21 protein-coding genes are annotated in these 18,006 nt (G+C 69.7%); 11 read left to right on the forward strand and 10 right to left on the reverse strand.

Translation table 11 applies throughout. The features are described 5' to 3' along the window. Positions 1–51: 51 nt before the first annotated feature. The gene (gene lepA, locus FKO37_RS18095) at positions 52–1,902 is read left to right on the forward strand and encodes a translation elongation factor 4 (RefSeq protein ID WP_037813702.1); all 1,851 of its coding nucleotides are present in this window, start codon (positions 52–54) and stop codon (positions 1,900–1,902) included. A 120-nt stretch (positions 1,903–2,022) separates the two neighbouring features. Further along, entirely contained in the window at positions 2,023–2,589 is a 567-nt protein-coding gene (locus FKO37_RS18100) for a Uma2 family endonuclease (RefSeq protein WP_037813701.1), read from the forward strand. A gap of 44 nt (positions 2,590–2,633) precedes the next feature. On the opposite strand, the gene FKO37_RS18105 is transcribed toward FKO37_RS18100, so the two are convergent. After that, positions 2,634–3,080 carry a pyridoxamine 5'-phosphate oxidase family protein gene (locus FKO37_RS18105; RefSeq protein WP_238605168.1) on the reverse strand — a complete coding sequence of 149 codons (447 nt, stop codon included), beginning with the start codon at positions 3,078–3,080 and terminating at the stop codon, positions 2,634–2,636. A gap of 60 nt (positions 3,081–3,140) precedes the next feature. Between FKO37_RS18105 and FKO37_RS18110 the strand changes: the two genes are divergently transcribed. Beyond that, positions 3,141–4,190 (forward strand): nitronate monooxygenase family protein, encoded by a 1,050-nt coding sequence (locus tag FKO37_RS18110; protein WP_238605170.1) that lies wholly within the window; start codon positions 3,141–3,143, stop codon positions 4,188–4,190. 866 nt (positions 4,191–5,056) lie between these two features. On the opposite strand, the gene FKO37_RS18115 is transcribed toward FKO37_RS18110, so the two are convergent. The 3 genes from FKO37_RS18115 to FKO37_RS18125 all read right to left on the reverse strand — a co-directional run bounded on the left by FKO37_RS18115 (position 5,057) and on the right by FKO37_RS18125 (position 8,809). Further along, entirely contained in the window at positions 5,057–6,538 is a 1,482-nt protein-coding gene (locus tag FKO37_RS18115; protein ID WP_037813699.1) for an amino acid permease, read from the reverse strand. 120 nt (positions 6,539–6,658) lie between these two features. Then, entirely contained in the window at positions 6,659–7,681 is a 1,023-nt protein-coding gene (locus FKO37_RS18120) for an alpha/beta fold hydrolase (protein ID WP_134732990.1), read from the reverse strand. 162 nt (positions 7,682–7,843) lie between these two features. Beyond that, entirely contained in the window at positions 7,844–8,809 is a 966-nt protein-coding gene (locus tag FKO37_RS18125; RefSeq protein WP_037813695.1) for a zinc-binding dehydrogenase, read from the reverse strand. 60 nt (positions 8,810–8,869) lie between these two features. Between FKO37_RS18125 and FKO37_RS18130 the strand changes: the two genes are divergently transcribed. Genes FKO37_RS18130 through FKO37_RS18140 form a run of 3 tightly spaced genes read left to right on the forward strand, consistent with a single transcriptional unit; the run spans position 8,870 to position 9,881 of the window. Next, complete coding sequence (locus tag FKO37_RS18130) at positions 8,870–9,070, forward strand: hypothetical protein (protein WP_037813693.1); 201 nt, start codon at positions 8,870–8,872, stop codon at positions 9,068–9,070. 11 nt (positions 9,071–9,081) lie between these two features. Then, positions 9,082–9,534 carry a ribonuclease domain-containing protein gene (locus tag FKO37_RS18135; RefSeq protein ID WP_134663027.1) on the forward strand — a complete coding sequence of 151 codons (453 nt, stop codon included), beginning with the start codon at positions 9,082–9,084 and terminating at the stop codon, positions 9,532–9,534. Beyond that, positions 9,531–9,881 carry a barstar family protein gene (locus FKO37_RS18140; RefSeq protein WP_037813689.1) on the forward strand — a complete coding sequence of 117 codons (351 nt, stop codon included), beginning with the start codon at positions 9,531–9,533 and terminating at the stop codon, positions 9,879–9,881. Before FKO37_RS18135 ends, FKO37_RS18140 begins: the two co-directional genes overlap by 4 nt. A gap of 42 nt (positions 9,882–9,923) precedes the next feature. Here FKO37_RS18140 and FKO37_RS18145 read toward each other — a convergent pair whose 3' ends face one another. After that, the gene (locus FKO37_RS18145) at positions 9,924–10,697 is read right to left on the reverse strand and encodes an enoyl-CoA hydratase family protein (RefSeq protein WP_238605172.1); all 774 of its coding nucleotides are present in this window, start codon (positions 10,695–10,697) and stop codon (positions 9,924–9,926) included. 96 nt (positions 10,698–10,793) lie between these two features. Between FKO37_RS18145 and FKO37_RS18150 the strand changes: the two genes are divergently transcribed. The 4 genes from FKO37_RS18150 to FKO37_RS18165 all read left to right on the forward strand — a co-directional run bounded on the left by FKO37_RS18150 (position 10,794) and on the right by FKO37_RS18165 (position 12,777). After that, positions 10,794–11,363: a transcriptional regulator gene (locus FKO37_RS18150; protein ID WP_238605173.1), complete on the forward strand. Its 570-nt coding sequence runs from the start codon at positions 10,794–10,796 to the stop codon at positions 11,361–11,363. Positions 11,364–11,454: 91 nt separating this feature from the next. Then, entirely contained in the window at positions 11,455–11,793 is a 339-nt protein-coding gene (locus tag FKO37_RS18155; protein ID WP_238605175.1) for a S9 family peptidase, read from the forward strand. A 12-nt stretch (positions 11,794–11,805) separates the two neighbouring features. After that, positions 11,806–12,393, forward strand: coding sequence for a S9 family peptidase (locus FKO37_RS18160; RefSeq protein WP_238605177.1), 588 nt, complete (start codon positions 11,806–11,808; stop codon positions 12,391–12,393). Positions 12,394–12,459: 66 nt separating this feature from the next. Beyond that, positions 12,460–12,777, forward strand: coding sequence for a hypothetical protein (locus tag FKO37_RS18165; RefSeq protein ID WP_238605178.1), 318 nt, complete (start codon positions 12,460–12,462; stop codon positions 12,775–12,777). Positions 12,778–12,821: 44 nt separating this feature from the next. Here FKO37_RS18165 and FKO37_RS18170 read toward each other — a convergent pair whose 3' ends face one another. Together FKO37_RS18170 and FKO37_RS18175 are read right to left on the reverse strand one after the other, a co-directional pair. Then, positions 12,822–13,451, reverse strand: a complete 630-nt coding sequence (locus FKO37_RS18170; protein WP_037813684.1) for a hypothetical protein — start codon at positions 13,449–13,451, stop codon at positions 12,822–12,824. Between the two features lie 179 nt (positions 13,452–13,630). After that, positions 13,631–14,179, reverse strand: coding sequence for a TetR/AcrR family transcriptional regulator (locus FKO37_RS18175; RefSeq protein ID WP_238605179.1), 549 nt, complete (start codon positions 14,177–14,179; stop codon positions 13,631–13,633). 47 nt (positions 14,180–14,226) lie between these two features. Here FKO37_RS18175 and FKO37_RS18180 point away from each other — a divergent pair, with 47 nt between their 5' ends. Then, the gene (locus FKO37_RS18180; protein ID WP_238605180.1) at positions 14,227–15,084 is read left to right on the forward strand and encodes an oxidoreductase; all 858 of its coding nucleotides are present in this window, start codon (positions 14,227–14,229) and stop codon (positions 15,082–15,084) included. Positions 15,085–15,087: 3 nt separating this feature from the next. Here the strand turns inward: FKO37_RS18180 and FKO37_RS18185 are convergent, their stop codons facing one another. The 3 genes from FKO37_RS18185 to cysD are packed head-to-tail and all read right to left on the reverse strand — an operon-like array spanning position 15,088 to position 18,004. After that, on the reverse strand, positions 15,088–15,825 hold the full coding sequence (locus tag FKO37_RS18185; protein ID WP_134663021.1) for a sirohydrochlorin chelatase: 738 nt from the start codon (positions 15,823–15,825) through the stop codon (positions 15,088–15,090). Further along, the gene (locus FKO37_RS18190) at positions 15,822–17,084 is read right to left on the reverse strand and encodes a sulfate adenylyltransferase subunit 1 (RefSeq protein ID WP_134663020.1); all 1,263 of its coding nucleotides are present in this window, start codon (positions 17,082–17,084) and stop codon (positions 15,822–15,824) included. Before FKO37_RS18190 ends, FKO37_RS18185 begins: the two co-directional genes overlap by 4 nt. Beyond that, the gene (gene cysD / locus FKO37_RS18195; RefSeq protein WP_238605181.1) at positions 17,084–18,004 is read right to left on the reverse strand and encodes a sulfate adenylyltransferase subunit CysD; all 921 of its coding nucleotides are present in this window, start codon (positions 18,002–18,004) and stop codon (positions 17,084–17,086) included. The genes FKO37_RS18190 and cysD overlap by 1 nt, the downstream gene beginning before the upstream one ends. Positions 18,005–18,006 lie beyond the last annotated feature (2 nt).

The following is an 18,006-nucleotide window of genomic DNA, read 5'->3' on the forward strand; positions in this document are numbered from 1 at the left end:
CCATGGGACGATGGGGTACGGACATCCCCCACCATCCCGAGGACAGCCCGAGTGACAGCGCCCAAGACGTTCGCCGACACCACCTTCACGCCGCCGGAGTTGATCCGCAACTTCTGCATCATCGCCCACATCGACCACGGCAAGTCGACGCTGGCGGACCGGATGCTGCAGCTCACCGGCGTCGTCGAGGAGCGGGCCATGCGCGCGCAGTACCTCGACCGCATGGACATCGAGCGGGAACGCGGCATCACGATCAAGGCCCAGAACGTCCGGCTGCCGTGGCAGGTGGACGGCAAGGACCACGTCCTGCACCTGATCGACACGCCCGGCCACGTGGACTTCACCTACGAGGTCTCGCGGGCGCTCGAAGCGTGCGAGGGCGCGATCCTGCTGGTCGACGCCGCGCAGGGGATCGAGGCGCAGACGCTCGCGAACCTGTACCTCGCGCTCGAGAACGACCTGCACATCATCCCGGTGCTGAACAAGATCGACCTGCCCTCGGCGGACCCGGAGAAGTATGCGGCGGAGATCGCGCACATCATCGGCTGCGAGCCCTCGGACGTGCTGCGCGTGTCGGCGAAGACCGGCATGGGCGTGACCGAGCTGCTGGACGAGTGCGTGCGGCAGGTCCCGCCGCCGGTCGGCGACGCGGACGCGCCAGCCCGCGCGATGATCTTCGACTCGGTCTACGACACCTACCGCGGCGTCGTCACCTACATCCGCGTGGTGGACGGCAAGATCACGCCGCGCGAGAAGATCAAGATGATGTCGACCGGCGCGACGCACGAACTGCTCGAGGTCGGGATCATCTCGCCGGAGCCGAAGGCCAGCAAGGGACTCGGCGTCGGCGAGGTCGGCTACCTGATCACCGGCGTGAAGGACGTGCGCCAGTCGAAGGTCGGCGACACCGTGACGTCCGAGCGGCACGGCGCGACGGAACCGCTCGCCGGGTACCGCGAACCGAAGCCGATGGTGTTCTCCGGGCTGTACCCGGTGGACGGCTCGGACTACCCGGAGCTGCGCGAGGCGCTGGAGAAGCTGCAGCTCAACGACGCCGCGCTGACCTACGAGCCGGAAACGTCGGTCGCGCTGGGCTTCGGCTTCCGCTGCGGCTTCCTCGGCCTGCTGCACCTGGAGATCACCCGGGACCGGCTGGAGCGCGAGTTCGGCCTCGACCTGATCTCGACCGCGCCGAACGTGGTGTACCGCGTGGTGCTGGAGGACCGCAGCGAGGTCGTGGTCACGAACCCGTCGGACTGGCCGACCGGGCTCAAGATCGCCGAGGTGCACGAGCCGGTGTCGAAGGTGAGCATCCTCGCGCCGTCGGAGTTCGTGGGCACGATCATGGAGCTGTGCCAGGCGAAACGCGGCACCCTGCTGGGGATGGACTACCTGTCCGAGGACCGCGTCGAGCTGCGCTACACGATCCCGCTGGCGGAGATCATCTTCGACTTCTTCGACACGCTGAAGTCGCGCACGCGCGGCTACGCGTCGCTCGATTATGAGGAGTCCGGCGAGCAGGTGGCGGACCTGGTGAAGGTCGACATCCTCCTGCAGGGCGAGACGGTGGACGCGTTCTCCGCGATCGTGCACAAGGACGCCGCTTACACGTACGGAAACCGCATGGCGACGCGTCTGCGGGAACTGATTCCGCGCCAGCAGTTCGAGGTCCCGATCCAGGCGGCGATCGGTTCGCGGATCATCGCGCGCGAAACGATCCGCGCCATCCGCAAGGACGTGCTGGCCAAGTGCTACGGCGGCGACATCTCGCGGAAGCGGAAACTGCTGGAGAAGCAGAAGGAAGGCAAGAAGCGGATGAAAACCGTCGGCCGGGTGGAGGTGCCGCAGGAGGCGTTCGTCGCGGCACTGTCCACTGAGGACAACGGGAAGAACAAGAAGTAGCATCACTTTCGGGTGAACGGCGGCTCCGGGTTTCCGGGGCCGCCGTTTTTTGTCGGTGGTGGCTGGTGTTCTCAATTGCGGACAGGGAGTCTCTGGCGCGAACAGGGAAAGGAGAGCACCATGACGGTTATGGCGGAAATCCAGAATCCTCCCGGGTCGGGGCCCATGACGGTGCACGACCTCGAGGGGATGCCGGATGACGGCCGTCGCTACGAACTCATCGACGGGACGCTCCTCGTGAGCCCCGCGCCAGGTCTGAGACACCAGACGATCGGCTATCAGTTGTACGGCGTGCTTTACGCAGCCTGCCCCGAGGACATGTTCGTCGTCGGTGCGCCGTTCGCTGTGCATGTGGGCGACCGGATAGAACTTCAGCCGGATGTGCTGGTCGGCCGGACTGAGGACTTCACCGCCAAGGATCTTCCAGTGCCGCCGGTTCTTGCAGTCGAGGTCTTGTCGCCGAGCACGTCGATTCACGACCTGAACACCAAGAAGGCGCTCTACGAACGGCTACGCGTGCCGAGCTACTGGGTGATCGACCCGGCGGCGCCTGAACTGACTGCCTTCGAACTTGACGAGGACGGCAGTTACTGCCAGGTCGCCAAGGCGGCGGGAGCTGAGGTGTTCGAAGCGCAGCGGCCGTTCCCTGTCCGCGTCGTGCCCGAGGTACTCGCCGGAAGGAGCTAAACGGTTCGGACGGCCTGCTTCATTGTGCGCGTCATGAGAAGTGCTCAGCCGTTCCCGATGATCTTGTTCACCTCCACGAACACCGCGGCCCGGCGTTCGGCGGCCATCACGCGGTCGTACTCCGCCCAGTCGTCGTGGGTGCCGGTGGCGGCTCGGAACACCTCGCGCAGCAAGGGCGGGAGGCCGTCGGCGGGGAAGGCGGGGTCGGGGGCGTCCGGGCCGATCAGGCGGACCGGGCCGGTCACCGAGAGCCAGCGCCAGCCGCGGCGGAACGTGACGGTCGCGTGGCCGTTGCGGCGCAGCAGGGCGAGTTTGCGTGCGCCGCCGACGGCGACGAAGCCTACGCTCGGCTTGCCGGTCACCGGGTCGTCCAGGATGCCCGCGTTCACGACGGACGCGTGCACGGTGCCGTCGGCGCGGGTCGTGGCCACGGTGGCGAGGCCGTTCTCCTGCACCGTCAGCGCGCGGAGCTGTTCCAGGGTTGCCGTCATGCTGTTCTGCAACGCGGCGGCGGCCCGGCGCATTTCCGGTCCGGCACTAGGCTCGGGGACATGTTCGATGATCTCGAGTTCCCGGTGATCGTGGCTCCGATGGCGGGCGGGCCGACGACTCCGCAGCTGGTCGGCGCCGTCACGGACGCGGGCGGGTTCGGTTTTCTCGCCGCGGGCTACCTCAGCCCGGAGACGCTGGACGCCCGGATCGCGCACACCGCCGACCTCACCGGCGGCCGGTTCGGCGTGAACCTGTTCGTCCCCGGCGGCCGGTCGGTGGCCGACCTCAGCGCGCACCGCGAACGGTTGCTCGCCGAGGCCGTCCGCTACGGAGTCGAACTCGGCGAACCGGTCTGGGACGACGACGAGTACCCGGCGAAGCTCGACCTCGTCGTGCGGCACCGGGTTCCGGTGGTGTCGTTCACCTTCGGCGCGCCGACGTCCGCCGAGGTGCAGCGGATCCACGAGGCGGGCGGCAAGGTCGCGGTTACCGTCACGAACCCGGAGGAAGCCGACCTCGCTGCCGCGCGCGGAGCCGACGCGCTGGTCGTGCAGGGCTTCGAAGCCGGCGGGCACCGCGGACTGTTCACCGACGACCCGGGCAACCCGGCCGGCGGCGAGGAATACGGCCTGCTCGCGCTGCTGCGGTTGCTCGGCGCGCGGACGAGCTTGCCGCTGGTCGCCGCCGGGGGACTGGTCAACGGCGCCGACGTGGCGGCAGTGCTGGCCGCCGGTGCGTCGGCGGCGCAGTTGGGCACGGCATTCCTGCTCGCGACGGAAGCCGGCACCGGCGACACCCAGCGACGCGCACTCGCCGAAGCCGGCCGGCCGACGGCGTTCACGCGCGCGTTCAGCGGACGTCCGGCGCGGGGCATGGTGAACCGCGTCCTGAGCGACCTCTCCGCCGACGCCCCCGCCGCCTACCCGCAACTGCACCACCTGAGCAAACCGGTCCGCGGGGCGGCCGCCAAAGCCGGCGACCCGGAGGCGATGTCGCTGTGGGCTGGCCAGACGTACCCCCTCGCCGGTGACGGTTCGGCAGCCTCGATCGTCGCCCGCCTGCGCACCGAGGCAAAGGCGGCAGCGGAACGGCTCGACCGGTTGCGCTGAGACCTCCGGCGGCGAGGGCTGGGGCTGCGACGGCTTGGTCGGTTGCGCCGAGTGCCTGCTGCGGCGGGGTCAAAGGCCACGACGGCTTGGCTGGCTCCTGCTGCGGTGGGCAAGGGGCGTGACGGCTTGGCTGGTTACAGCTGCGGTGGGCAAGGGGCGTGACGGTTTGGCTGGTTCCTGCTGTGGCGCGGCAAAGGGCGCGGCGGGTTGGCGGTTGCGTTGAGAGTCTGCTGCTGTGGGGCAGGGGTCGCGACGGCCTGCCGGTTGTGTTAAGGATCTGCCGCGGTGAGGGCCGGGGTCGCGACGGCTTGGCTGGTTGCGTTGAGTGTCTGCTGCGGCGGGGACCGGGGTCGCGATGGCTCGGCGGTTGCGTTCAGAATCTGCCGTAGCGGCGGCGCGACGGTTTGGCCGGTTGTGTGGGGCCTGCTGCGGCGGGGACGAGGGCCACGACGGCTTGCCGGTTGTGTTGAGAATCTGCCGCGGCGAAGGCCGGGGTCACGGTGGCTCCGCAGTTGCGTTGGAGAGCCCGCCACGGCGAGGGCAGGGGACCACAACGGCTTGGCCGGTTCCTGTGCTCCGGTCGCGAGTCGGAGTTCCTGGCCGTGGAATCCCTCAGCAGTCAGGCCTTCGCGGGCTGACTCGGCGGCGGAGCGAATCGAGCAACTATGCGTGATCCAGCCGCGGAAAGCTGTGGAGACGAAGTGCGCTCGTAGACCGGGAACGATGCCCGATCGTGCACAGACACCGCGCGAGTCCCCGAGCGGACGAGCCCAGGAGCGAGATCACCAGCAGCACAAAAAGAAACGCGGGGGACGCCACCAAAAGGCGTCCCCCGCATCACAACCCGCTCAACCAGGCGAAAGCGGTCAGTCCGAAGTGGACTTCAACCCGCCCTGCTCGTCGTCGCCGGAGCCGCGTTCCATTGCGGAGTGGCGTTTGCCGTAGGCGAAGTAGATGGCCATGCCGATCACGAACCAGATCGCGAAGCGCAGCCACGTTTCCGGCTTCAGGAACGTGATCAGCCAGATCGAGAACACCACTCCGATGATCGGGACCACCGGCATGCCGGGCGTCTTGAACGTGCGCGGGAGGTCCGGGCGCTTGTAGCGCAGCACGATCACCGCGATGCACACGACCACAAAAGCCAGCAGGATGCCGATGTTCGTCAATTCCGCGGCCTCGCCGATGGGGAGCACGCCGGCGATCAACGCCGAAGCGCCGCCCAGGATCCACGTGATGCGGGACGGGACCTTGCGCACCGGATGGGTCTTCGAGAACCACTTCGGCAGCAGGCCGTCTCGGCTCATCGAGTAGCCCACGCGGGTCGCGCCCATCAGGAACGTGAACAGGACCGTCAGGATGCCGATGATGGCACCGACCGCGATGATCGCGCCCAGCCAGCCGAGGCCTACCTTCGCGAACGCGCTCGAGAAGGCCGCTTCCGGGTTGATGTCGGTGTACTTCACCATGCCGGTCAGGACCAGGCACGCCAGCACGTACAGCACCATCGAGATCGCCAGCGAGTAGATGATCGCCTTCGGCATGTGCTTCTGGGAGTCCTGCGACTCTTCCGCCGCGGTGGACATGGCGTCGTAGCCGAAGACCGCGAAGAACACCGTTGCCGCACCGGTGAATGCGCCGCTCAGGCCGAACGGGAAGAAGTTGCTGTAGTTGCCGCTCTGGATGTGGAAGGCGCCGACCACGATCACCAGCAGCACCAGGCCGACCTTCAGGTACACCAGGAGCGTTTCGAAGCGCGCCGCGTTTTTCATGCCCTGGTTGAGAATGAAGGCGATCAGCAGGCAGAGCAGCACCGCGAACAGGTTGACCTTGTAGGACCCGGACGGGACGCCCGCCGGTTCCGTTCCTGGTGCGCCGGACATCCAGTGCGGCAGCGACACGTGCAGGAAGCCCAGCAGATCGTTGAAATAACCGGAAATCCCGATCGCGACCACGGACACGATCGCGGTGTATTCCAGCAGCAGGTCCCAGCCGATGAACCAGCCGACGATCTCGCCGAGCACCGCGTAGCCGTAGGTGTAGGCCGAACCCGCGCGCGGGATGAGGCCGGCGAACTCGGCGTAGGAGAACGCCGCCGCGGCGCTCGCGATGCCCGCGATCAGGAACGAGATCAGCACGGCCGGGCCCGCGGTCTTGTTCGCGACCGCCCCGGCGAGCGAGAAGATGCCCGCGCCGATGATGCCGCCGACGCCGATCGCGGTCAGCTGCCGCAGGCCGAGCGTGCGCTGCAGGCCGCTTTCGCCGACGCTCTCGATGGTTTCGATCGGCTTCCGCCGGAAGATCCCGGACCCGGAGCCCAGGTTAGGGCCGCCGCGCGGAGCTGACATCGATGTCTCCTCAGACTGGTGGTTCGCCGGACCCGGGTTCCGGGCCCTGGCAGGGCACCGTACCCGGAGGCGCCGCGCCTGTCACCGACTCCATAGTGTGACGATCGCGGCGGCCCTGCGTCACCCAGTCGCGGAATCGTCCTCGACGTCGCTGACCGTGGGCGCCGGGCGCGCGGCCGAGCGGACCGCGCCCGCGGCGAAGAACGCGAGCAGCTCCGCGACCTCGGCCGGGTCGTCCAGCTGCGGGCAGTGGCCCCAGTCCTCGCGGACGACGAGCCTGCTGTGCGGCACCAGGGTGTGCAGCTTCCGCCCGGACGCGGCCGTCACCAGCTTGTCCTTGCCGCACGCGACCGCGAGCAGCGGGATTTTGATCTGGTCGAGCCGGTAGGCGTCGGCCAGCTCCGCGACGAGCTGCCGGGCCTGTTCGAGCCGGGACGTCGTGGCCCGGTAATCGGGGAACAGCGTGGTGAACCGCCGGACCTGGCCCGCGTCCGCGTGCCGCGAGTCGGCGTAGAGGATCCGCGGCACGAGCTGTTCGGCGACCGCGCGGACCAGGAAACCCGGCACCGGCAACGGAAGCGAGGAGTACAGCCGCAGCGGCAGCGGATTGCGCCCGACCGTGCGCACCAGCCACGAGTCGACGAAACCGGGCGCGGCGATCGACACCGCGCCGGTGGTCGGCAGCCGGTGGTTCTGCGCCGCGCGCAGGCTCATCGTGCCGCCGAGCGAGTTGCCCGCGAGCACGACCGGGCCGAGCACGGCCTGTTCGCGCACCACCGCGGCGGTGAACGCGTCGAGCTGGGGCAGCATCGGGCCGGGGCGCAGCGGCTGCGCATCGCCGAAACCGGGAAGGTCGACGGCGATCGCGGCGATGCCCGCGGCGGCTAGTTCTCCGAGTACCGGACGCCACGTGTCGGCACTGTCGCAATACCCGTGGAGCAACACGAGCCGCGGAGCGCGCGGTTTCTCGGCGCCCTTGCGGCGCGTGCGCTTCGGTGCGGGCGCCTCGGCGACGGCGGGCCCGACCTCGAGCACGCGCGTGCGGATCCCGGCGAAGCGCCGGAACGACTCCCGGACGGGCGCCGGGTCGCTGGGGTGCCGGCCGCCCCGGTCGGCGGGTGCGGGCCGCTGCGTCGCGGTCATGTTCTCCAGGTTAACCGCCCAAGGTCGAGTTCTGGTGGAACTTCGGGGGTCACTATCTGATTGCGAAGCAGGGGTGTTGACGATTCACCGGAGAACAGGTAAAAGCGCTGGCCCAGGCTCGTTCGGCGAACAAAAGCCCAGGCCAGCGCGGTGCGACCAGGATCAGCGGGTGAAGACGATCTTGCCCGCGGTCTCCCCGGCGGCCATCGCGGCGAATCCCGCGGGGGCCTCCGTGAGGGGGAGCTCGGTGCCGATCTGCGGCTTGATGCCCTTCAGGTCGAGGTAGGCGAGCAGGTCGGCCAGCTCGTCGCGGGTGCCCATGGTCGAGCCGAGGACCCGCAGCTGCAGGAAGAACACGCGCTGCAGATCGGCCGACGGGTCGGGGCCGCTGGTCGAACCGGACACCACGACCACGCCGCCGGGCTTCAGCGACTTCAGCGTGTGTCCCCAGGTGGCCTTGCCGACGGTCTCGAACACCCCGTCCACCCGCTCGGGCAGCCGCGCGCCGGACTCGAACGTCTGGTGCGCGCCGACGCTCTCGGCCAGCGCGCGCTTCTCCTCGGTGCGCCCGGTGACCCACACGCGGAACCCGGCCGCGCGGCCGAGCGCGATCAGCGCGGTCGACACCCCGCCGGACGCGCCCTGCACCAGCATCGTCTGGCCGGGCCGCAGACCCGACTTCACGAACAGCATCCGGTACGCGGTGAGCCAGGCGGTGCCCATCGTCGCGCCCTCGGCGAAGCTCAGGCCGGCCGGCTTCGGCACCGCGTTGCGGGCCGGGACCACGACCTGGTCGGCGAACGTGCCCTGGTGCTTTTCGGTGAGCAGGGTGCGCTTCGGGTCGAGCGTGTCGTCGCCCTGCCAGCCCGGCGCGTTGATCACCGAGTGCAGCACGACCTCGGTGCCGTCGTCGAGCGTTCCCGCTCCGTCGCAGCCGAGGATCATGGGGAACTGGTCGGGCTTGATGCCGACGCCGCGCAAGGTCCACAGGTCGTGCATGTTCAGGCTGGCGGCTTTGACGTGCACCCGGACCCAGCCTTCGGGCGCCTCGGGTTCCGGCCGCTCGCCGACGACCAGCGAATCGAGCGGGGACTCGGCGTTGGGTTCCTGCGCGTATACGGCGAACATGGCAGCAACCTACCTCCCCTGCCCGACCCGGCGCAGTCGAGCGCGCGTAGGCTCACACTCGTGTTCGAGGGCCTGGCCAACTGGTGGGACGGGGTCGAGCTGTGGCTTGCCCAAGCCTGGTTCCCCGTGCAGTTCGTGCTGGTGATGGCGGTGCTCGTGCCGCTGTGCCTGCTCGCCGCGTGGGCCATCGACAAGCTGGTCGAACGCTTCGGCCGCTGGTTCGGCACGGCCCGTGACGACGACGGTCCCGGCCGCTCCTAAGCTGGCACACCATGGTCAACCGTAGGCGGATCACCGCTGCGCTCGTCGGTCTCCTCGTGCTGGTGCTCGGCGGGTGGCTCGTCAAGGAAACCGCCGGCTCCTCGGATTCGCCGGCGCCCTCGTCCTCGTCGGGCGCTCCCGCCGCCGCTTCCGGGAAGGTGCCGGGGGCGGACTCCAAGCTGCCGGTCAAACCGCTGTCCTCGCTGCCTTCGCAGGCGAAGGACACGTGGAACCTGATCCAAAAGGGCGGGCCCTACCCGTATCCGCGCAATGACGACGTCGTCTTCCAGAACCGGGAAAAGGTGCTTCCCGCGGAGAAGAACGGCTATTACCACGAGTACACCGTGAAAACGCCGGGCAGCCCGGACCGAGGGGCGCGCAGGCTGATCACGGGGGCGGGGAAAGAGTTGTATTACACAGCCGACCATTACGCGTCGTTCGTCGTTGTGGATCCCGCGCGGTGAGCGGGGAGACGGCGCAGGCCGCGGCGGACGCGGCGTTCGCGCGCGGGGCTTATCCGCACCGGGTCGACGGAACGCGGACGCTGGACAAGCTGTCGGCGCTGGACGCGATCGGCGAGGCGCTTTCCTTCCCGTCTTATTTCGGGCGGAATCTGGACGCCTTGTACGACATGCTCACGGACTTGTCGTGGCTGCCGGCCGGCGAGCACGTGCTGATTTGGACCGGGTCGGACGGGTTGAAGGCGGCCGAGCCCAAGGCGTATCTGGCGGTGCGGAGCGTGCTTTCGGACGCGCAGCGGGCGATGGGCTCCGGGGCGCATCGGCTGACCTTGGTGCTGGTCGATTCTTGAGAAGCCGTGAGGGGAACCCTGGGGTTCCCCTCACGGGCAGCGTCAGTCCTGCGGGACCCAGTTCGGCTTGCGCTTCTGGGCGAAGGCCTGAATGCCTTCCTGTCCTTCGTCGCTCGCGAAGAAGCCCGCGGACAGGGCGTTCATGTCGGCGAAGCCTTCCGCCGGGGTCGCCGGGCGCGGGCGCGCCAGCAGTTCCTTAGTGGCGGCCAGGGCCTTCGGGCCGCCGAGGGTCAGCGACTTGAGGTAGCCCTCGACCGTCTTGTCCAGGTCTTCCGCCGGGACGCAGGCGTTCAGCAGGCCGATCTCCACCGCGCGCTTCGCGTCGAAGACGTCGCCGGTCAGGAAGAGTTCGTGCGCGGCCCGGGCGTTCAGCCGCGGGAGCACCGTCAGGCTGATGACCGCCGGGATGACGCCGATCCGGACCTCCGAGAAGGCGAACGTCGCTTCCGGTACCGCGACCGCGATGTCGCACGCGGCGACCATGCCGATTCCGCCCGCGCGAGCCGGGCCCGCCAGCCGTGCGACGACCGGCTTCGGGCTCGTCCACAACTGGTCCAGGATCTGCGGGAACTCGTTCACGCCCTGGTCGGACGAACCGGCGCCGCGGGCCTCCTTCAAGTCCATGCCCGCGCAGAAGACCGGGCCGGTGTGGGTCAGCTGCACCACGCGCACCGCGTCGTCCTCGCGAGCCTTCGTCAGCGACTCGCTCAGTTCCCGCCGCAGCTGCGCCGACAGCGCGTTGCGGTTGTGCGGGGAGTCCAGGGTGATCGTGGCGATGCCGGCCGCCACCTCGTAGTGCACCAGTTCGTCAGCCATGCCTGACACTTTCGCACACCGCCCGTCCGGGAGCGGGTGTGAAGTTCATGCACGAAAACTCGTGCATGAAAACTCGTGCACCGCTACCTTGGGGGCATGGCAGAACCTCGTCGCGCTGATCTGAAGGCGCTCAAGGCGCTCGCGAACCCGTTGCGGCAGCGGATACTCGAGCTGCTGGCCTCGTCCGGACCGGCGACCTCCACGACGCTCGCCGAGCGGCTGGGCGTGACCAGCGGCGGGACCAGTTACAACCTGCGGGTCCTGGCGGAGAACGGGTTCGTCGAGGAGCTTCCCGAACGCGCGCGCGGGCGGGAGCGCTGGTGGCGCGCCGTGCCGCATGACGTGCGGTTGCCGCCTGCCGAGGACGATCCGGCGAAGGCAGCGATCGGCGACCTGCACCGGCTGTGGCTCGCGGGCGACACCGAACTGTACGAACGGTTCGAGCGCGAGCGGCCGCAGCTGGGGGAGTGGGCGGACGCGATCCCGTACTCGCGCGGCGCGATCACCGTGACCCTGGACGAGCTGGGCGACTTCTTCGAGGCGTATCTCGCTTTGCTGCGGCGGTATCAGCGGCCGGACGACGAGACGCCGGAGGGGGCGCGCCGGGTCGAGACGCGGATGCTCGCGTTCCCGGCTCCGGGCGGAGAGGAGGCCGTCCGGGACTGAAGCCGAGGAAGGCCCTGGGTGCCGAGCGGCCACTCGGCACCCAGGAATAAGGGAAAACGCGCACGATCTCCCGAAGCAAGGAGAACACTTCATGCTGCCCCGGGGCAAATCGCGGCTCGCCGCCGCGATCCTCGTGCTGGGCTCGGTCCTGCCGACCGCCCAGCCGGTATCAGCACCACCGTCCGGCGACGTCAGCTTCACCGGTTCGGGCGGAATCACGTTGCACGGCACGGTATTCCGGCCGGACGGTCCGGCGAAATCCGCGATCGTCCTGCAAGGCGGTTCGGACTGGCGGACGCGGGACAACCTCCGCGTGCAGGCCGAGATGTTCAGGCGGCTCGGCGTCACGACACTCGTGTACGACCGGCGTACCAGCGGTTATTCCAAGACCCAGCGCGATTACGGCGTGCTGGCCGACGATCTGGTCTAGGCGGTCCGCGCGTTGCGGGCGCATTCGGGAGCCGCTGAGGTCGGCGTCTGGGGCGTCAGCGAGGGCGCGTGGGTCGCGCCGCTCGCCGCGACGCGGACGGCGGACATCTCGTATGTGATCACCGTCGGCGGCTCCGGTATGGGCGGTGCCCGGCAGACCTCGTGGTACTGGGGCAATGTCCTTCGCCACCAAGGGATTTCCGGTTCGCTGCTGACGACATTGCCGGTGCGGGGAACGCGGTTCGCCGTCGGAGCGGGGCTGTTTCCCGAGGCGGACTACGACCCGGTGCCGGTGCTGCGGCGGCTGAAACAGCCGATCCTGGCGTTGTGGGGCGACCTCGACATCAACCACGTACCGGTCGAGAGTTCGCGGATTTTCGCGGAAGCGTTGGCGCAGCACCCGAATCACACGATCCGGTTCATCGCCGGGGGCGGGCCGGATTTGTACGCGACCAGCGACGCCGGGTTCGACCGGCTGTCTCGGGTCGTGCCGGGCTATCCGGCAGCGGTCGCGGATTGGCTGGCGGCTCGGCAGGGCGTGCACGTCGAGACCGCGGCCTTCGCGCAGCGGCCGTCGGAAGCGCTCCCGCCGTTGGTGTGATGGGAATCTGTTGCGGCGCAGGGGATTGCGCTCGCCCTGCTGCTGGCCGGGTTTGCGGTCGGCGGCGTGGTTTCGCTGGTGCGTCGCCGGGGGACCAGATCGTCGCGGTGGCTGGCCGGACTGGGGACGGCCACGGTCGCCGGATTCGTCGGGATGCTCGGCTGGGCGCAGATGTCCGGGATGAAGGATCTCGGACCGGTCATCGGCGGACGGCCGTTGCCGTGGCTGGCGGTGCAGGTGTTGGCGGTCGCGACGGTGGCGGCGTGGGCGGTAACCCTTGCCGGGCTACGGAAACCGGACCGGCGGCGCGGGGCGATCGCGCCGCTCGCGGCCGGGCTGGTGTTCGTGCCGTGGGCGGTCTGCTGGGGACTGCTGCTGCCGTGAACCGGCCGCGGCCACCCGGGCGCAGCGGGTGGCCGCGGTCCGGGTCAGCCGATGGTCGTGGTGGTGAAAACCGGGCTCGGGTTGGGGAAGCACGCCGTCGGCGCGGTCACGTCGCCGATGATGCTGCTCGCCACGGCCTTGAAGGTCAGGCCGGGGTCGCTGTAGCTGGTGCCGGACAGTTTCGTCTCGATCGTGCCGGAGTCGCCTGCCTTGAGGTGTGCGGTGATGGTCGGCAGTTCGAAGGTCGAACCGCCGGCGATCGGGCCGGGGAAGCTCAGCGTCGCGACGCCGTCGGCCACGCTGATCGTCGGCGCGGTGTCGCCGAGGCCGGAGCCGCCGGCGAGGTCGGCGCTGACGTAGGTCGAGTTGGCCGGGACGGGGAACTTCAGCGCGAAGGTGTTGATGTTCTTGACCTTGTTGCCGCCGACGTCGCTCGGGACGGTGTTGGGCGCGGGGTCGATGACGACGTCGAACGCGCCGCCGGGCGCGACCGTCGCGGGTGCGGTGACGTCGGCGTTCTGGGTCAGCGACACCTGCTGCGGGCCGACCACCGGCGCGTCGGCCTGGCAGTCGAAGTTGATCGCGGTCGCGGCGGACGCCGGGGCCGCCAGCGCGAGCGGAAGGGCGGCGGCCGCCGTCAGCGCGGCCAGCCGGTAAAAGTGAGGTGCTTTCATCTGTGTGCTCCTACCTGCGGGTTTCACGGGGGAGAGAGAAAGCTGCGCAGCGATTAGAGAGTTACCGGCAAGTTAAGTAGCGCGTCAAGGATTGACCGTTCACAGCAGCGCACGGTGACGAAAAATGTGAATACTGCTCACCTTGTGGCGGTAACAGTGGGCTGATCGGCCGTTCGGGCCTACCGACGGTGGTCCGACAGGGCGAGCCAGGCGAGTTCGACCCAGCGCTGCCGGGCGGGTTCCGGAACGTCCGCGCCCGGCGAGGTGGCGAGGAGCAGGCCGACGTCGTCTGCGGAGATTCCCGGTCGCAGGGCGTGCTCCCGATGGGCGGCGGTGATCAGGGATTCGATCGCGCGGGTGGCGTGCTGGCGCATCGCTTGCAGCGGCTCGGGCGACAGGTTCGAGAGTGCGGTGCGGAGAAGGCGTTCTTCGCTGAGGTCGACGACGACGCGGCGGATCAGGCCGAGAAGCTCGTCGGCCGCGGTGGTCTGCTCGGCGGCGACGCGGGCGGCGGCGTTGTCGAGCACGTCGGCGATCGCGGTGCCGAGGTCTTCGGCGATTTCTCGCACCAGGTCATGTTTGGTGGGGAAATGCCGGTAGAGGGTGCCGACGGCGACCCCGGCTTCGGCGGCGATGTCGTCCATTCCGGCCTCGGGTCCGCGAGTCGCCAGCAATCGTCGCGCGGCCGCGAGGATTGCTGCCCGGTTTCGTGCCGCGTCTGCCCGCACTGCTCGCTCCTTGCCGATAAAGGTGAACTGATGGTTCACTATACAACATGAACGAGTGGTTCAGGTTGGTGAGCGGACGCGTCGCGGTGGTCACCGGAGCGAACACCGGCCTCGGCTTCGCCACGGCCCGCGCATTGGCTGAGCACGGGGCCAGCGTCGTGCTGGCCTGCCGAGACGCGCGGAAAGCCCACGACGCGGCGAGCCGGATCGGCCGGGGAACCCAGGTCGTCCGGCTGGACCTGGCGTCGCTGGACTCCGTGCGGGAGGCGGCCGACGAGCTGCGCGCCCGGCACGACCGGATCGACCTGCTGATCAACAACGCGGGCGTGACCAACGCGCCCGGCCGGACCGCGGACGGGTTCGAGATGCAGTTCGGGGTGAACCACCTCGGCCACTTCGCGTGGACCGCGCTGCTGCTCGACCGGATGCTGGAAGTGCCGGGCTCGCGGGTGGTGACGGTCAGCAGCATCGCGCACCGGTTCGGCCGGACCGACCCGGAAGACTTGCACGCGGCCAGCGGGTATTCGGCGTCGAAACTGGCCAATCTGCTGTTCGCCTACGAACTCGCGAAACGCTTGCGGGGCACCGAAACCGTCTCGCTGGCCGCGCATCCCGGCGGAGCGACTACCGAGATTTTCCGGCACTCGTCGTCCGTCTTCCGGGATGCGAACCTGGCGATCGCGCGGCTCTTCGGGCGGACGCCCGCGATGGGTGCGTTGCCGACCCTGCGGGCGGCGACCGATCCCGGCGCGCGCAACGGCGAGTATTACGGTCCTGGCGGGCTTTTCGAGATCCGCGGCTACCCGGAGCTGGTCAAGTCCAGCGCGCGCTCGCACGACGCCGACCTGCAGAAGCGGTTGTGGGAGGCCTCGCTGCGGGCGACCGGGGCGGGCTGCCCGGTGTGAAGGTCAGGCGGCGGTGCGCAGCAGGCCGGAAATCGCGGCGGCGTACCGGCCGATCACCACGTCCGCGACGCGCGGGTCGTCCGCGAGCGGCTCGGCGATGAACGCGCCCGGGTCGGCCTCGCGGGCCAGCGCCGCGATCCGGTCCGGCAGCAGGCCGGGGGCCAGGAACCACGACGCCACCACGAGATGCCGCGCGCCGCGGTCGCGCAGCCGGGCCGCGGCGGCCGGGATGTCCGGCTGGGTCGCGCTGGCGAACGCCTCGCTGACCGGCAGGCCGAGCCGCTTTTCCCAGCGTGCGGCCACCCCGGCGACGACCGCGTTGGCCTCGGGGTTCGAGGAACCGACCGCGCTCAGCAGCACCCCGGTTCCGCCGCGGCGGCGGGCTCCGGCGAGCCGGTCGAGGGCGACGGCTTCGAGAGCCGGGTCGGCGCCGAGCACGTCCGACACCCGGATCCGGAACCCGGGGCACTCCGCGGTCACCTCGTCGACCAGCGCGGGCAGGTCGACCCGGGCGTGAAAAGCGCTGCCCAGCAACAACGGCACGACGACCGCGGAGCGGTGCCCCTGTGCGTAAAGCCCGCGGAGCACGTCAGTGACGCGCGGCTCCGACAGGTCGAGGAACGACTCGTGCACGTCCAGCCCCGGCGCCTGCGCACGGACGACGTCGACCAGCGCCCGCACCGTCGCGGCGGAGCGGGGATCGCGACTGCCGTGCGCGACGGCGACCAGGGGCGGCGTCACGAGAACCGCTCGCCGACGAGACCGGCGGCGAGCGTGTCGCCGTCCTTCGGGTCGATCACCAGGAACGCGCCGGTGCGCGGGCTCACGCCGTAGTCGTCCACCGGCAGCGGCTCGGCCAGTTGCAGGCTGACGCTGCCGATGTCGTTGAGCTCCAGGCTTGCCGGAGAGTCCACACTGGACAGGGTCTGCTCGTCGAACCGGGCGTGCAACTCGGTGGCGAGCCCCTGCACGGTCCGGGCGCCGTGCTTGATCAACACCCGCGCGCCGGTCTTGAGCGGCTTCGACGACAGCCAGCACAGCGTGCCGGTGATCTCGTCCGTGACCTCCGGCGACGCGTCGGCCGCCGCGATCAGGTCGCCGCGGCTGATGTCGATGTCGTCGGAGAGCAGCAGGGTCACCGAGGTGCCGGCGCCTGCTTCTTCCAACGGCCCGTCCGCGGTGTCGATCCGCTCGACCCGGCTGCGGATCCCTTGCGGCTGCACGACGATCTCGTCGCCCGGCCGCACCGTTCCGGCGGCGATCTGACCGGCGTAGCCGCGGTAGTCCGGATACTCGGCGGTGCGCGGGCGGATCACGTACTGCACCGGGAACCGCAGCGCCGAATCGTGCGGATCCGGTGCCACCGGCACGTTTTCGAGGTGCTCCAGCAGCGACGGGCCGTCGTACCACGGGGTCCGCTCGGACCGGGTCGCGACATTGTCGCCGACCAGCGCGGAAACCGGGATGGCGACGACGGACGCCGAGTCGTAGCCGAGGGATTCCGCGTGCGCGGTGAACTCCTTGGCGATGACGCTGAAGGTGTTCTCGTCGTAGTCGACGAGGTCGATCTTGTTCACCGCCAGCACCAGCTGCGGCACGCCGAGCAGCGCGAGCACGGCCGCGTGCCGCCGGGTCTGCTCGACCACGCCGTTGCGCGCGTCGACCAGCAGCACCGCGAGCTGCGCGGTGGACGCGCCGGTGACCGTGTTGCGCGTGTACTGCACGTGCCCCGGGGTGTCGGCGAGCACGAACGACCGCTTCGGCGTCGCGAAGTACCGGTACGCGACGTCGATCGTGATGCCCTGCTCGCGCTCCGAGCGCAGGCCGTCGACGAGCAGCGACAGGTCCGGAGTGGACAGTCCTTTGTCGACAGACGCGCGGGTGACCGCGTCGAGCTGGTCGGCGAGGACGGACTTGGTGTCGTACAGCAGCCGCCCGACCAGCGTGGACTTGCCGTCGTCCACGCTGCCCGCGGTGGCCAGCCTCAGCAGGCTCGACATCAGAAGTAGCCCTCCCGTTTGCGGTCTTCCATGGCCGCTTCGGACATCCGGTCGTCGGCGCGGGTGGCGCCGCGTTCGGTGAGCCGCGAAGCCTGGACCTCGGCGATCACTTCCTCCACAGTGGACGCCGTGGATTCGATCGCGCCGGTGCACGAACCGTCGCCGACGGTCCGGTAGCGCACGCTCAGCTCGCGCACGTCCTCGCCGGGACGCGGCCCGCCCCACGGGCCCTCGCTGAGCCACATGCCGTCGCGCTGGTAGACCGCGCGCTGGTGGGCGTAGTAAATCGACGGCAGCTCGACCTTTTCCCGCGCGATGTAGTTCCACACGTCCGCCTCGGTCCAGTTGGACAGCGGGAACACGCGGACCTGCTCGCCGGGACGGTGCCGCCCGTTGTAGAGGTTCCACAGCTCCGGCCGCTGCCGGCGCGGCTCCCACTGGCCGAAAGCGTTGCGCAGGCTGAAGATCCGCTCCTTCGCCCGCGCCCGCTCCTCGTCGCGGCGGCCGCCGCCGAAGACCGCGTCGAACTTGTTCTCCGCGATCGTCTCCAGCAGCGGCGTGGTCTGCAGCGGGTTGCGCAGGCCGTCGGCGCGTTCCTCGAGCCGTCCGTCGTCGATCCAGTCCTGGACCTTCGCGACGACCAGGCGCAGGCCGTGCTTTTCGACGACGCGGTCGCGGAACTCCAGGACCTCGTCGAAGTTGTGCCCGGTGTCCACGTGCAGCAGCGGGAACGGCACCGGCGCGGGCCAGAAGGCGTTGATCGCCAGGTGCAGCATCAGCGTCGAGTCCTTGCCGCCGGAGAACAGGATCACCGGCCGGTCGAACTCGCCCGCGACCTCGCGGAAGATGTGGATGGCCTCGGACTCAAGGGCGGCCAGGTTGTCGACGGCCGCGTCGGCCGCCGGTTCCAAAGTCGTCATGC

Origin of the sequence: Amycolatopsis sp. Poz14 (assembly GCF_006704225.1) — a bacterium.
Lineage (GTDB): Bacteria > Actinomycetota > Actinomycetes > Mycobacteriales > Pseudonocardiaceae > Amycolatopsis > Amycolatopsis nivea.

Bases quoted from the DNA above. Each gene is read 5' to 3' on its own strand.
- FKO37_RS18100 (WP_037813701.1), top strand. From the start codon at position 2,023: ATGACGGTTATGGCGGAAATCCAGAATCCTCCCGGGTCGGGGCCCATG.
- FKO37_RS18105 (WP_238605168.1), bottom strand. From the start codon at position 3,080: ATGACGGCAACCCTGGAACAGCTCCGCGCGCTGACGGTGCAGGAGAAC.
- FKO37_RS18110 (WP_238605170.1), top strand. From the start codon at position 3,141: ATGTTCGATGATCTCGAGTTCCCGGTGATCGTGGCTCCGATGGCGGGC.
- FKO37_RS18115 (WP_037813699.1), bottom strand. From the start codon at position 6,538: ATGTCAGCTCCGCGCGGCGGCCCTAACCTGGGCTCCGGGTCCGGGATC.
- FKO37_RS18120 (WP_134732990.1), bottom strand. From the start codon at position 7,681: ATGACCGCGACGCAGCGGCCCGCACCCGCCGACCGGGGCGGCCGGCAC.
- FKO37_RS18125 (WP_037813695.1), bottom strand. From the start codon at position 8,809: ATGTTCGCCGTATACGCGCAGGAACCCAACGCCGAGTCCCCGCTCGAT.
- FKO37_RS18135 (WP_134663027.1), top strand. From the start codon at position 9,082: ATGGTCAACCGTAGGCGGATCACCGCTGCGCTCGTCGGTCTCCTCGTG.
- FKO37_RS18145 (WP_238605172.1), bottom strand. From the start codon at position 10,697: ATGGCTGACGAACTGGTGCACTACGAGGTGGCGGCCGGCATCGCCACG.
- FKO37_RS18150 (WP_238605173.1), top strand. From the start codon at position 10,794: ATGGCAGAACCTCGTCGCGCTGATCTGAAGGCGCTCAAGGCGCTCGCG.
- FKO37_RS18155 (WP_238605175.1), top strand. From the start codon at position 11,455: ATGCTGCCCCGGGGCAAATCGCGGCTCGCCGCCGCGATCCTCGTGCTG.
- FKO37_RS18170 (WP_037813684.1), bottom strand. From the start codon at position 13,451: ATGAAAGCACCTCACTTTTACCGGCTGGCCGCGCTGACGGCGGCCGCC.
- FKO37_RS18180 (WP_238605180.1), top strand. From the start codon at position 14,227: ATGAACGAGTGGTTCAGGTTGGTGAGCGGACGCGTCGCGGTGGTCACC.
- FKO37_RS18190 (WP_134663020.1), bottom strand. From the start codon at position 17,084: ATGTCGAGCCTGCTGAGGCTGGCCACCGCGGGCAGCGTGGACGACGGC.
- cysD (WP_238605181.1), bottom strand. From the start codon at position 18,004: ATGACGACTTTGGAACCGGCGGCCGACGCGGCCGTCGACAACCTGGCC.